Raw genomic sequence first — 13,659 nt, forward strand, 5'->3', positions numbered from 1 at the left:
ATTCCTCTCGGGGATGTGTGGACCGGACGCAGCGGCCTCCCTGCAGGGACCCGCGGCGAGCGTGTGAGCGGTGGGGGGCAGGGAGGTCCTTTCCGGCACCCCTTGACCCTGCCTGACGACCACCCTACTGTGATGGACAACTGATATACCAGTCTTCGTCTCCAATTCACGGACAGGAGAGATCCCGGCATGGTCGTCGAGGTTGAAGAAGCTCTGCGGGTCGCGGCCGTTCCGGATCGGGTGCTCGACCGGTCGCTGGCGGACACCGACCCGGAGGTCCACGCCGCGATCTCCGCCGAACTGGAGCGGCAGCAGAACACGCTCGAGATGATCGCCAGCGAGAACTTCGCCCCGGTGGCCGTCATGCAGGCGCAGGGCTCGGTGCTGACCAACAAGTACGCCGAGGGTTATCCCGGCCGGCGGTACTACGGCGGCTGTGAGCACGTCGACGTGATCGAGCAGCTGGCGATCGACCGGCTGAAGGACCTGTTCGGCGCGGAGTACGCCAACGTGCAGCCGCACTCCGGTGCGCAGGCGAACGCCGCGGCGATGTCGGCCCTGCTGGCGCCCGGCGACACCATCCTGGGGCTGGACCTCGCCCACGGGGGCCACCTGACGCACGGGATGAGGCTCAACTTCTCCGGCAAGCTCTACGACGTCGCGGCCTATCACGTACGCGCCGACGACCACCTCGTGGACATGGCCGAGGTCGAGCGGCTGGCCCACGAGCGGCGGCCCCGGCTCATCGTGGCGGGCTGGTCGGCATATCCGAGGCAGCTCGACTTCGCCGAGTTCCGGCGGATCGCCGACGAGGTCGGGGCGTACCTGATGGTCGACATGGCGCACTTCGCGGGGCTGGTCGCCGCCGGGCTGCACCCGTCGCCCGTCCCGCACGCACACGTGGTCACCTCCACCACGCACAAGACGCTCGGCGGCCCGCGCGGCGGCGTCATCCTCGCCGCGGGCGACCTGGCCAAGAAGTTCAACTCCTCGGTCTTCCCCGGCCAGCAGGGCGGCCCGCTCGAGCACGTGATCGCCGCCAAGGCCGTCGCCTTCAAGCTGGCCGGCGAGCCGGCCTTCCGGGAGCGCCAGGAGCGCACCCTGGCCGGCGCGCGCCTGCTGGCCGAGCGGCTGCTGGCCCCCGACTCCCACGAGGCCGGCATCGACGTGGTCAGCGGCGGAACCGACGTCCACCTCGTGCTGGTGGACCTGCGGGCATCAGAGCTGGACGGCCGGCAGGCCGAGGATCGGCTGCACGCGATCGGGATCACCGTGAACCGCAACGCGGTGCCCTTCGACCCACGCCCGCCGATGGTCAGCTCCGGTGTCCGCATCGGCACTCCTGCCCTGGCGGCGCGCGGCTTCGACCTCGACGACTTCGCGGAGGTCTCCGACGTGATCGCCGCTGCGCTGCGGCCCTCGGTGAGCGAGGAGCAGCTGGCCGGCCTCCGCGCGCGGGTCACCCGGCTGGCCGAACGGCACCCCCTCTACCCCGACCTGACGGAGGTCCCCCGATGAGCCCCCGCACCCCCGGCGCGGACCTGCCGGAGCACCCGGACTTCCTGTGGCGGAACCCCGAGCCGAAGCGTTCGTACGACGTGGTCATCGTGGGTGGGGGCGGGCACGGCCTGGCCACCGCGCACTACCTGGCGAAGAACCACGGCATCACGAACGTCGCCGTCCTGGAGAAGGGCTGGCTGGCCGGCGGCAACATGGCCCGCAACACCACGATCATCCGGTCCAACTACCTGTGGGACGAGAGCTCGGCGATCTACGAGCAGGCGCTCAAGCTGTGGGAGGGGCTCGAGGAGGACCTCGGCTACCCCATCCTGTTCAGCCAGCGCGGCGTCCTCAACCTCGCCCACACCCTGCAGGACGTCCGCGACAGCGTGCGGCGGGTCGAGGCCAACAAGCTCAACGGTGTCGACGCGGAGTGGCTCGAGCCGGACGAGGTCCGCAAGGTCTGCCCGATCGTCAACACCTCCGCCGACATCCGCTATCCCGTCCTGGGGGCCACGTACCAGCCCCGGGCCGGCATCGCCAAGCACGACTACGTCGCCTGGGGCTTCGCCCGCCGCGCCTACGAGGCCGGCATCGACCTCATCCAGGACTGCGAGGTCACGGGGTTCGCCACCGACGGCAACCGGGTCAGCGGGGTGCAGACCACACGCGGCACCATCGCGGCCGGCACGGTCGCCCTGTGCGCGGCCGGCCACACCTCGGTGCTCACCGACATGCTCGGCATCCGGGTGCCGGTGCAGAGTCACCCGCTGCAGGCGCTGGTCTCCGAGCTGCTCGAGCCGGTGCACCCCACGGTGGTCATGTCCAACGCCGTGCACGTGTACGTCTCCCAGGCGCACAAGGGCGAGCTGGTCATGGGCGCCGGTGTCGACTCGTACAACGGCTACGGCCAGCGCGGCGCCTTCCACATCATCGAGCGGCAGATGGCCGCCGCTGTCGAGCTCTTCCCGGTGTTCGCGCGCGCGCACCTGCTCCGCACCTGGGCCGGGATCGTCGACACCAGCCCCGACGCCTCGCCGATCGTGGGCCGGACCCCCTACGACAACGTCTACCTGAACTGCGGATGGGGCACCGGCGGGTTCAAGGCCACGCCAGGCATCGGCTGGGCCTTGGCGCACACCATCGCCCACGACGAGCCCCACGCCAACGTGGCGCCGTTCAGCCTCGACCGCTTCGTGACCGGGGCACTCGTCGACGAGCACGGCGCTGCCGCCGTGGCCCACTGATCCAGGGAGTTTCCCGTGCAACTCATCGAATGCCCGTGGTGCGGCCCCCGCGAGGAGGTCGAGTTCCACTACGGCGGCCAGGCCCACGTCCCGTACCCGGACAACCCCGCCGAGGTCTCGGACGAGGAGTGGGCGCACTACGTCTTCTTCCGCGACAACACCAAGGGCCGCTTCGCCGAGCGCTGGAACCACACCGCCGGCTGCCGCCGCTGGTTCAACGCGATCCGCGACACCGCCACCTACCGATTCGAGCGCGTCTACCGCCTCGATGGCCCGAAGCCGGTGACCCCATGACCAGCACCTTCCGCGCCACGGACGGCGGCCGCATCGACCGATCCGCCACCGTCGATTTCACGTTCGACGGGCAGGTCTACACCGGCCACCCCGGCGACACCCTGGCCTCGGCCCTCCTCGCCGCGGGCCGGCACCAGATCGCCACGAGCATCAAGCTCGGCCGGCCCCGCGGCATCGCCGCGGCCTGGGCCGAGGACCCGGGCGGCCTGGTGCAGATCGAGGAGCCCTTCCCCGAGCCCATGCTCCTGGCCACCACGGTCGAGCTCCACGAGGGACTGGCTGCCCACGGTCTGCCGGGGCAGGGCCGCCTCGCCGAGGTCCCCGACTCCGCCCGTTACGACGCCGTCCACCACCACGTCGACGTGCTCGTGGTGGGCGCCGGCCCGGCGGGGCTGGCCGCTGCGCTCACCGCCGCCCGCGCCGGTGCCCGCGTCGCCCTCGTCGACGAGCAGTCCGAGGCAGGCGGGTCGCTGCTGGGGGGCACCGACCGTCTCGACGACGCCCCGGCCCTGGAGTGGGTCACCGCAGCGGTCGCCGAACTGGCCGGCCACCCGGACGTGCTGCACCTGCAGCGGACCACCGCCTTCGGCAGCTACGACGACGGCTTCGTCCTGGCACTGGAGCGGCGCACCGACCACCTCGGGACGGCGGCGCCCAAGCACATCTCCCGCCAGCGGGTGTGGCGCCTCCGGGCCCGGTCGATCGTCGTCGCGACGGGGGCCCACGAGCGTCCGGTCGTGTTCGCGGACAACGACCGCCCGGGCATCATGCTGGCCGGTGCCGCCCGGACGTTCCTGCACCACTACGGCGTGCTCCCCGGTCGCGAGGCCGTCGTCTTCACCACGAACGACAGCGCCTACGACGCCGCCCTCGACCTGCACCGCGCGGGCGTGCGCGTGCAGGCGGTGGTCGACGCACGGCCGGAGGGCTCGCCGCGCCGCCGCGAGGAGTGCGAGCGCGCCGGGATCCGGGTCCTCCCCGGGGCCGTCGTGACGGGCACGCGGGGTGTCGAGCGGGTCACGCACGCCCTCGTCGCCCCGTTCGCGGACGGAGACGTCGGCGCCGGCAGCGCGATCGCCTGCGATCTGCTCCTGGTCAGCGGTGGCTGGAACCCGGCGGTGCACCTGTTCAGCCAGGCCCGCGGCCGGCTCCGCTACGACGAGGCCCTCGGGGCGTTCCTCCCCGGGGAGGAACTCGACGGCCTGTCGGTCACCGGCGCGGCCGCCGGCGTGTTCGACCTGGCCGGATGCCTGGCCGACGGACGGCGGGTGGCTCGGGCGGCACTGACGGCACAGACGATCGATCCGGCGGGGGTGGACCGGCTGCCCACCGCGCCGGAGCCCGTCGTGCCGACCGCGCCCCTGGTGCTGTGGCGGGTGCCGGACACCTCCGGGGCCGAGGGGAGCACCTCGTTCGTCGACCTGCAGCGGGACGCCACGGTCGCCGACATCGCCCGCGCGGTGGGCGCGGGACTGCGCTCCATCGAGCACATCAAGCGCTACACGACCATCGGCACCGCGCACGACCAGGGGAAGACCTCCGGGGTGCTCACCTCGGGGATCACCGCCGAACTGCTCGGGATCCCGGTGCAGGCCACCGGCACCACCACGTTCCGGCCGCCCTACACCCCGGTGGCCTTCGCCGCCCTGGCCGGCCGCGACCGCGGACGGCTGTTCGACCCCGAGCGGGTCACGTCGCTGCACGACTGGCACGTCGCGGCCGGGGCGGTGTTCGAGGACGTCGGTCAGTGGAAGCGTCCCCGCTACTACCCGCGCCCCGGCGAGGACATGGAGGCCGCGGTCCTTCGCGAGTGCGCCGCGGCCCGCACCGGCGTCGGGATCCTCGACGGCTCCACCCTCGGCAAGATCGACGTCCAGGGCCCTGATGCCGCCGTCCTCCTCGACCGGCTCTACACGAACATGATGAGCAGCCTGAAGGTCGGCTCCGTCCGCTACGGCGTCATGTGCGGCGTCGACGGCATGGTGATCGACGACGGCACGGTGCTGCGCCTGGCCGAGGACCGCTTCCTCGTGCTGACCACCACCGGCGGCGCGGCGAAGATCCTCGACTGGATGGAGGAGTGGGCCCAGACCGAGTGGCCGGACCTGCGGGTGCACTGCACCTCGGTGACCGAGCAGTGGAACACCTTTCCGGTCGTCGGTCCTCGGTCCCGCGACGTCATCGGCGCCGTCTTCCCGCAGGTGGACGTCTCCAACGAGGCCTTCCCCTTCATGGCCTGGCGGGACACCACCCTCGACGGGGTGCCGGTCCGGCTGGCCCGGATCAGCTTCTCCGGCGAGCTCGCCTTCGAGGTCTACGTCAGCCCCTGGTACGGGGTCGCGGTCTGGCAGCGGCTGCTCGAGGCCGGGCACCGGTACGGCATCACGCCGTACGGGACGGAGACCATGCACGTCCTCCGGGCAGAGAAGGGTTACCCGATCATCGGGCAGGACACCGACGGCACCGTCACCCCGCAGGACCTCGGCATGGAGTGGGCGATCTCGAAGAAGAAGGCCGACTTCGTCGGCAAGCGCTCGTTCGCCCGCCGGGCCAACCAGGACCCACTGCGCAAGCAGCTGGTCGGCCTGCTGCCCGTGGACCGGCGGACCGTGCTGCCGGAGGGCTCGCAGATCGTGGAGCTCCACGCCGACGGCCAGCTGCCGCCTCCGCCGGTGCCCATGCTCGGCCACGTCACCTCCAGCTACCGCAGCGCCGAACTGGCGCGTCCCTTCGCCCTCGCCCTGGTCAAGGGAGGCCGGTCGCGGATCGGCGACACCGTCCACGTCCCCGTCAACGGCACGCTCGTCCCGGTCGAGGTCACCGGGTCGGTGCTGGTCGATCCCGAAGGAGCCCGTCGCGATGGCTGAGCTGCTGCGCACCCACCCGCTCGAGGCATGGCACGTCGCCTTCGAGCGCCTGCCCGACACCGCCCGCATCGCCGTGGAACCGTTCGTCGCGATGGTCGACGTCCGACTCGGCGCGGTCGGCCCGGAGGTCCGGGCCGGGCTGGGCGTCGACCTGCCGACGATCGCCAACACCTGGGTCCCGGCCGACGCCGGGCGAGCAACCTGGCTCGGCCCCGACGAGTGGCTGCTGAGCAGCACCGCCGAGACCCCGGAGGAGTTCGAGTCCAGGGTTCGCGCTGCCGTCCTCCCTCTGGGCGGGTCCGCGACGGACGTGTCGGCCCAGCGGATCGGTCTTCGACTGACCGGTGCGCGGGTGCGGGACGTCCTGACCAAGGGCTGCTCGATCGACCTGCACCCGCGGGTGTTCGGTCGGGGGAGCAGTGTGCAGACGATGCTCGGTCAGGCCGGCGTCGTGCTGCTCGCGCTCTCCGACGCCGGCGACGACTACGTGGTCCTCGTCCGGTCGTCCTTCGCCGGCTATCTCGCCGACTGGCTGCTTGACGCGGCCCTCGAGTTCATCACCCCCGACAGCTGACCGGCTCGTCAGTCCCTCCGCCGCCTCCGCGGCAGCCCCCGGATCCACCCGTAGTCAGGAGCAGAGCAATGTCCACCACCCCACGTGTGGTCATCATCGGAGCGGGGATCGTCGGCGCCAATCTGGCCGACGAGCTGACCGTTCGTGGCTGGGACCGGGTCACCGTGGTCGACCAGGGACCCCTCCCGCTGACCGGGGGCTCCACCTCGCACGCGCCCGGGCTGGTCTTCCAGACCAACGCCTCCAAGACGATGACGGCGCTGGCCACGTACACCGTCGAGAAGTTCAAGACCCTCGACGTCGACGGCGCCTGGTGCTTCAACCAGGTCGGTGGACTGGAGGTCGCCACCACGCCGGAGCGGCTGGCGGACCTGCACCGCAAGCAGGGCTGGGCCACTTCCTGGGGCGTCGAGGCGCAGGTGGTCGACGTGGACGAGTGCGTGCGGCTGCACCCGCTGGTCGACCGCGACCGCATCCTCGGCGGCCTGCACATCCCCACCGACGGCCTGGCCAAGGCGTCGAGGGCGGTCGTCGCGCTGGCCCGTCGCGCCGAGGCCCGGGGAGCCCGCTTCCAGGGCTCGACGCGCGTGACCGGCATCGAGCAGACCGGCGGGCGGGTGACCGGTGTCCGGACCCCGGATGGCGTTCTCCCCGCCGACATCGTGGTGTCCTGCGCCGGGTTCTGGGGTGTGGAGCTCGGCGCCATGGCCGGGATGGACGTGCCGCTGCTGCCGCTCGCGCATCAGTTCGCCTGGACGGGCCAGGTGCCGGACCTGGTCGGCCGCAACGACGAGCTCAGCGAGGCGAGCCTGCCGATCCTGCGCCACCAGGACCAGGACCTCTATTTCCGCGAGCGGGTCGACTGCCTCGGCATCGGCTCCTACGCCCACCGGCCGATGCCGGTCGACCTGCGCGAGCTGCCCCAGGGGGACGGCGTCCGGGAGTCGTCCATGCCCTCGATGCTGCCCTTCACCGAGGAGGACTTCGCCCCGGCGTGGGAGCACAGCCAGCTGCTGCTGCCCTCGCTGCGCTCCTCGAAGATCGACTCCGGCTTCAACGGTGTCTTCTCCTTCACCCCGGACGGCGGTCCGCTGATCGGTGAGTCCCGCGACGTCAAGGGCTTCTGGATCGCCGAGGCGGTCTGGGTGACCCACTCGGCGGGGGTGGGCAAGGCGGTCGCCCAGCTCCTCGTCGACGGGCGGTCGGAGGTCGACCTGCACGGGTGCGACGTCCACCGTTTCGAGGCCTTCCAGCTCGCGCCGGAGTACGTGAGCGAGACCTCGCAGCAGAACTTCGTGGAGATCTACGACGTGCTGCACCCGCTTCAGCCGCGGCTATCTCCCCGCAGCCTGCGGGTCAGCCCCTTCCACGCCCGGCAGCAGGAGCTCGGCGCGGTCTTCCTCGAGGGGGCCGGCTGGGAGCGGCCGCACTGGTACGAGGCCAATGCAGAGCTGGTGAAGGACCTCCCCACGGAGTGGATGCCGCCGTCCCGGGACGCCTGGAGCGCCCAGTTCCACTCGCCGATCGCGGCGGTCGAGGCATGGCGCACGCGGACGGCCGTGGCGATGTACGACATGACCCCGCTCAAGCGGCTCGAGGTCAGCGGCCCGGGCGCGCTCGACCTCCTGCAGCGGCTGACGACCGGTGAGATGGACAAGTCGGTCGGGGCGGTGACCTACGCACTGGCCCTCGACGAGGCCGGCGGCATCCAGAGCGACCTCACCGTCGCCCGGCTGGGCGAGCAGCTGTTCCAGATCGGGGCCAACGGTCCCCTCGACCACGACTACCTCCAGCGTCAGGCGCCCGATGACGGCAGCGTCCAGATCAGGGACATCACCGGCGGCACGTGCTGCATCGGCCTGTGGGGCCCGCGGGCCCGTGACCTGGTCCAGCGGCTGAGCTCCGACGACTTCTCCAACGACGGGCTGAAGTACTTCCGCGCCAAGCGGGCCCGGATCGGGGGGGTGCCGGTGACGGCGATGCGGCTGTCCTACGTCGGCGAGCTCGGCTGGGAGATCTACACCAGCGCCGACAACGGTCAGCGGCTGTGGGACGTGCTGTGGCGTGCCGGCCAGGACCTCGGCGTGATCGCCGCGGGCCGAGCCGCGTTCAACAGCCTCCGGCTGGAGAAGGGCTACCGAGCCTGGGGCCACGACATGACCACCGAGCACAACCCCTACGAGGCCGGTCTCGGCTTCGCCGTCCGCAAGCAGAAGAAGGACGACTTCGTGGGGCGGGACGCCCTCGCCGACATAAGCGACGCCACCGTGACCCGCCGCCTGTCCTGCCTCGTGGTCGACGACGGGCGCAGCGTCGTCCTCGGGCACGAGCCCGTGTACGTCGACGGCCGCCCCGTCGGCTACGTGACCAGCGCGGCCTTCGGTCACACCGTCGGCCGGCCCATCGCCTACGCCTGGCTGCCGGCCTCGGCGACGGTCGGCACGCAGGTCGAGATCGAGTACTTCGGCACGCGCATCCCGGCCACCGTCACCACCGAACCGCTCGTCGACCCGGGGATGACCCGGCTCCGCGGCTGAACTCGCCTACCCGAAGGACGACCCATGCGTACCGACACCATCGAGACCTTCCTGGCGCAGCTCGCCGCCAGGGTGCCCGCCCCGGGGGGAGGGGCCACCGCCGCACTGCACGCCGCCCAGGCCGCTGCCCTCGTGGCGATGGTTGCCCGATACAGCGATTCGGCGAAGTTCGCCGACCATGCCGAGGAGATCGGCATCATCACGGCGACCGCGGACCGGCTGCGCGACAACGCGCTGGGCCTGGCCGAGGAGGACGCCGCGGCCTTCACCGCGGTCACTCAGGCCTACGGGCTCCCGAAGGGGACGCCGGACCAAGCCGCGGCGCGGTCCGGGGCGATCGCGAAGGCACTGGTCGGCGCCGCGCAGGTGCCGGCGATCGTCATCGCCGTCGCGGATCAGGTGCTGAGCCTGACCGAGCAGCTGCTGCCGATCGGCAATCGCAATGTCATCAGCGACGTCGCGGCGGCCGCCGAGGGAGCGCGGGCCGCGGCGACGACCGCCCGGGTGAACGTGGAGATCAACCTCGGCGGCATCAAGGACCCGGCTACCTGGGGACAGCTCTCTGCGGTCGCCGAGAGCGTCGACGACCTCGTCCTGCGCGCGGACAAGGTCACCGCCGCCGTCCGGGACGGACTGGCGCCATGACGACGCGCCTCAGCGGGAGTGAGCTGGCCGCCGGCATCCGAGCCGAGGTCGCCGCCGCGGCCGCGGAGCTGGCCGCCGCTGGGACCCCGCCCCGGCTGGCCGTGGTCGTGGCGACGGCGGACGAGTCCAGCGCCTGGTACGTCCGCTCCATCGCCCGAGCCGCGGAAAAGACCGGCATCGCCTGCTCGGTCGTCGACCTGGGGGAGACGGCGACGCCGGACCGGATCCGCGCCGAGCTGGCCGCGCTCAGCCGCGACCCCGCGGTGCACGGGATCATCCTGCAGACCCCGCTGCCGGCCGACGCCGTCTTCGAGGACCTCGCCGCCTCCATCGACCCGGCCAAGGACGTCGACGGCGCCAACCCGCTCAGCCTGGGCCGGCTGGCCGCGGGACTGCCCGCCTTCGCGCCTGCCACCGCCGCGGCCGTGCTCGCGCTCTTGGACCACCACGGGATCCCGCTGTCCGGCGCTCACGCCGTGGTGGTGGGGCGCTCGAACGTCGTCGGCAAGCCCGCGGCGCACCTGCTGCTCCAGCGGGACGCGACCGTGACCATCTGCCACAGCCGCACCAAGGAGCTGGCCGAGGTCACCCGTTCCGCGGACGTCCTCGTCGCCGCCGTCGGGCGGCCCGGCCTCGTCGCCGCCGAGCACGTGGCCGAGGACGCCGTGGTCATCGACGTCGGGACCAACCCCATGCCCGACGGCGGGCTGGTCGGCGACGTCGACGCGGGGTCGGTGTCCGGGCGGGTCGCGGCGCTGACCCCGGTGCCCGGCGGCGTCGGGCCGGTCACCACCGCCCTCCTCCTGCACCAGACGATCCAGGCGGCGCGCTCCTAGCTCGTGCCGGTCCGGGCGAGGCGGCCGTGCCCCCGCCACCCCGCCCATCCACCTCGACCCGCGTGGGTGCACGACGGCCCGGCGCAGGAGACGTCATGCTGAGTTCCGTCCGCGCGACCGCGGTTGCCGGTCCCTCGCCCCGCCCGCTGAGCCGGACGTTCGCGCAGAGGCGGCCGCTGGTCTGCGGCATCCTCAATGTCACCCCCGACTCCTTCTCCGACGGCGGGCGGTTCGACAGCTTCGACCGGGCCGTGGAGCACGGACGTGCCCTTGCCGCCGACGGGGCCGACCTGATCGACGTCGGCGGGGAGTCCACGCGACCCGGCGCCCGCCCGCCGACCCTCGCCGAGGAGCTGGACCGCGTCATCCCGGTCGTCGATGCTCTGGTGCGGCGGATTCCGGTGCCGCTGTCCGTGGACACTTCGCGTCCCGAGGTCATGCGGGCAGCCGTGGCCGCGGGGGCGAGCATGATCAACGACGTTCGCGCGCTGCGCTCGCCGGGCGCTCTGGAGGCCGCCGCGGAGCTGGGCGTGCCGGTGTGCCTCATGCACATGCGGCGCTCGCCGGAGACCATGCAGCAGGATCCCCGCTACAAGGACGTCGTCGCCGAGGTGCGCAACTTCCTGGCCGAGCGGATGGGCGCCTGCCTCGACGCCGGAATACGGCCCGAGCACCTGCTGGTGGACCCCGGGTTCGGGTTCGGCAAGACGCTGGCACACAACGTGGCGCTGCTGGCGTCGCTCGACAGTCTCACCAGCCTGGGGGTCCCGATCATGGTGGGCCTCTCCCGCAAGTCCATGCTCGGGCAGCTCACCGGGCGGGCGGTGGCGGATCGGCTGCCCGGCTCCCTGGCTGCGGCCCTCCTCGCCGCCCAGCGAGGCGCCGCGATCCTGCGCGTGCACGACGTGGCGGCCACGCGGGACGTCCTCGCGATCCTGGACGCCGTCGGCGCCGGCTGAGGCTTTGCGCGCGCAGCCGGTCCTCGGTTCAGATGACCGCGCGGATCGCCCGCTCGAAGCCCAGGACGTGCTCACGGGCGAGGTCGTCGGCCCGATCGGCGTCACCGGCCGCGATCGCGCGGAGCAGCTCCACGTGCTCCCCGACGTGCTCGTCCACCGTGGGCAGCCGGTCGAGGAACAGGCAGAAGATCCGCGTCGCCAGGTTGTCGTAGCGGATGAGGACGTCCTCCAGGTGTGGATTGGCGGCCGCCCGGTAGATGGCCCGGTGCACGGCGAGGTCCCAGCGCATCAGCTCCGTCCGGTCCACCTCCGTGACGTCCAGCTGTTCCGTCCGGGAGGCCAGCTGTTCGAGCTCCACGTGGATCGTGCGGGGGGCGCGCTCGGCGGCGCGGCGGGCGGCCAGCGGCTCGAGCTGGGCGCGGATGTCCGAGATGTGCGCCAGATCGGAGATGTCCATCCCGGTCGCGAAGGTGCCCCGTCGCGGGTAGGAGACGACGAGCCGGTCGACCTCCAGGCGTTTGAGCGCCTCGCGCACCGGGGTGCGGCCCACCCCGAGGGCCTCGGCCAACTCGTCGTCGTCGATGGGGTCGCCCGGCCGGATGTCCAGCATGATCAGCTGGTCCCGGATGGCGACGTAGGCCTTGTCCGCCAGCGAAGCGGCGGAGGGGTCCAGGTCCAGCGCGGTAACGGTCACGGCGAGATCGTACGGGCTGAGAGCCCGAGGGTCTTGCCTCGTCAGAGGGATCAACATATCGTCATCGTACTTCTGATATACCAACCGTGTACCTGTCGGTCCCGGTTGGCCCAGCACCGGGAGAACACCGATGACGATCAGCGCCTTCGACCTCTTCAAGGTCGGCATCGGTCCGTCCAGCTCGCACACCGTCGGCCCCATGCGGGCCGCCTCGTCCTTCGCTGCGCGCCTGCGGGAACAGCGGCTGCTGGCCCGGGTGGCCGGGGTGCGGTGCGAACTCTTCGGCTCGCTGGGCGCGACCGGCCACGGGCACGGCAGCGTCAAGGCCGTCGTCCTCGGCCTGGAGGGCGAGGAGCCCGACCTCGTCGACCCGGTCGCCGCCGAGCCGCGCGTCGAGACCATCCGCCACGAGGGCAAGCTCCGGCTGGCCGGCGACCACCTCATCGCCTTCTCGGTGGACGACGACGTCGTCCTGCACCGGCGCAAGCGGCTGGACTTCCACAGCAACGGCATGCTCTTCGTGGCGAGCGACGCCGACGGGACGGAGCTGAGCCGGCGGGAGTACTACTCGGTCGGCGGCGGCTTCGTCCTCGACGAGGACGAAGCCGGGAACCGCGTGATCGTCGAGGACAGCACGCCGGTGCGGTATCCGTTCCGCACCGGCGAGCAGCTGCTGGCGCACACACGCGAGACGGGGCTCCGGATCAGCGACCTGATGCTGGCCAACGAACTCTCCTGGCGCGGCGAGTCGGAGATCCGCGCGGGACTGCTGCACATCTGGTCGGTGATGCAGGAGTGCGTAGAGCGGGGCACCCGCACCACCGGCGTCCTGCCCGGCGGCCTGAAGGTCCGGCGGCGCGCGGCGTCGCTTCGGGCGCAACTGGAGGAGCACCGGGACGACGCCGACGCGCTGCGCGCGATGGAGTGGGTGACGCTCTACGCCCTCGCGGTGAACGAGGAGAACGCCGCCGGCGGGCGTGTGGTGACCGCGCCGACCAACGGCGCCGCCGGGATCGTCCCCGCAGTCCTGCACTACTACCGGGACTTCCTGGACTTCTACGCCGAGGACGGCGTGGTCCGCTTCCTGCTGACCGCGGCCGCCATCGGGCTGCTGTTCAAGGAGAACGCCTCCATCTCGGGGGCCGAGGTGGGCTGCCAGGGCGAGGTCGGCTCGGCCTGCTCCATGGCGGCCGCGGGTCTTGCTGAGGTCCTCGGTGGCACGCCGGAGCAGGTGGAGAACGCCGCCGAGATCGGCATCGAGCACAACCTCGGACTCACCTGCGACCCCGTCGGGGGGCTCGTGCAGATCCCGTGCATCGAGCGCAACGCGGTGGGTTCGGTCAAGGCGATCACCGCGGCGCGGATGGCCGTGCGCGGGGACGGCCGGCATCACGTCTCGCTGGACAAGGCCATCAAGACGATGCGCGAGACCGGCGCGGACATGAAGGACAAGTACAAGGAGACCGCCCGCGGCGGGCTGGCCCTCAACATCGTCGAGTGCTGAGG

General features: G+C 72.1%; 11 protein-coding genes. 10 read left to right on the forward strand and 1 reads right to left on the reverse strand.

Annotated elements, in window-relative coordinates:
- The first annotated feature begins 189 nt into the window (after positions 1 to 189).
- The 9 genes from glyA to folP all read left to right on the forward strand — a co-directional run bounded on the left by glyA (position 190) and on the right by folP (position 11,459).
- Positions 190 to 1,518 (forward strand): serine hydroxymethyltransferase, encoded by a 1,329-nt coding sequence (gene glyA, locus CHB94_RS10615; RefSeq protein WP_089336548.1) that lies wholly within the window; start codon positions 190 to 192, stop codon positions 1,516 to 1,518.
- On the forward strand, positions 1,515 to 2,747 hold the full coding sequence (locus CHB94_RS10620; protein ID WP_089336549.1) for a sarcosine oxidase subunit beta family protein: 1,233 nt from the start codon (positions 1,515 to 1,517) through the stop codon (positions 2,745 to 2,747). The genes glyA and CHB94_RS10620 overlap by 4 nt, the downstream gene beginning before the upstream one ends.
- Before the next feature lie 15 nt (positions 2,748 to 2,762).
- Positions 2,763 to 3,041, forward strand: coding sequence for a sarcosine oxidase subunit delta (locus CHB94_RS10625; RefSeq protein ID WP_089336550.1), 279 nt, complete (start codon positions 2,763 to 2,765; stop codon positions 3,039 to 3,041).
- A complete protein-coding gene (locus CHB94_RS10630) occupies positions 3,038 to 5,908 on the forward strand; it encodes a 2Fe-2S iron-sulfur cluster-binding protein (RefSeq protein WP_089336551.1) in 2,871 nt (956 codons plus the stop codon). The genes CHB94_RS10625 and CHB94_RS10630 overlap by 4 nt, the downstream gene beginning before the upstream one ends.
- Positions 5,901 to 6,482: a sarcosine oxidase subunit gamma gene (locus CHB94_RS10635; RefSeq protein WP_089336552.1), complete on the forward strand. Its 582-nt coding sequence runs from the start codon at positions 5,901 to 5,903 to the stop codon at positions 6,480 to 6,482. The genes CHB94_RS10630 and CHB94_RS10635 overlap by 8 nt, the downstream gene beginning before the upstream one ends.
- Before the next feature lie 68 nt (positions 6,483 to 6,550).
- Positions 6,551 to 9,019: a GcvT family protein gene (locus CHB94_RS10640; RefSeq protein ID WP_089336553.1), complete on the forward strand. Its 2,469-nt coding sequence runs from the start codon at positions 6,551 to 6,553 to the stop codon at positions 9,017 to 9,019.
- Positions 9,020 to 9,043: 24 nt separating this feature from the next.
- A complete protein-coding gene (locus CHB94_RS10645; protein WP_089336554.1) occupies positions 9,044 to 9,664 on the forward strand; it encodes a cyclodeaminase/cyclohydrolase family protein in 621 nt (206 codons plus the stop codon).
- Positions 9,661 to 10,500: a bifunctional 5,10-methylenetetrahydrofolate dehydrogenase/5,10-methenyltetrahydrofolate cyclohydrolase gene (locus CHB94_RS10650; RefSeq protein WP_089336555.1), complete on the forward strand. Its 840-nt coding sequence runs from the start codon at positions 9,661 to 9,663 to the stop codon at positions 10,498 to 10,500. The genes CHB94_RS10645 and CHB94_RS10650 overlap by 4 nt, the downstream gene beginning before the upstream one ends.
- Positions 10,501 to 10,595: 95 nt before the next feature.
- Positions 10,596 to 11,459: a dihydropteroate synthase gene (folP, locus tag CHB94_RS10655; RefSeq protein WP_089336556.1), complete on the forward strand. Its 864-nt coding sequence runs from the start codon at positions 10,596 to 10,598 to the stop codon at positions 11,457 to 11,459.
- Positions 11,460 to 11,487: 28 nt separating this feature from the next.
- Here folP and CHB94_RS10660 read toward each other — a convergent pair whose 3' ends face one another.
- The gene (locus CHB94_RS10660; protein ID WP_254920561.1) at positions 11,488 to 12,153 is read right to left on the reverse strand and encodes a GntR family transcriptional regulator; all 666 of its coding nucleotides are present in this window, start codon (positions 12,151 to 12,153) and stop codon (positions 11,488 to 11,490) included.
- A gap of 130 nt (positions 12,154 to 12,283) precedes the next feature.
- On the opposite strand from CHB94_RS10660, the gene CHB94_RS10665 reads away from it, so the two are divergent.
- Positions 12,284 to 13,657, forward strand: a complete 1,374-nt coding sequence (locus CHB94_RS10665) for an L-serine ammonia-lyase (RefSeq protein WP_089336558.1) — start codon at positions 12,284 to 12,286, stop codon at positions 13,655 to 13,657.
- Positions 13,658 to 13,659: the final 2 nt, after the last annotated feature.

The organism is Blastococcus mobilis (genome assembly GCF_900188025.1).
GTDB lineage: Bacteria > Actinomycetota > Actinomycetes > Mycobacteriales > Geodermatophilaceae > Blastococcus_B > Blastococcus_B mobilis.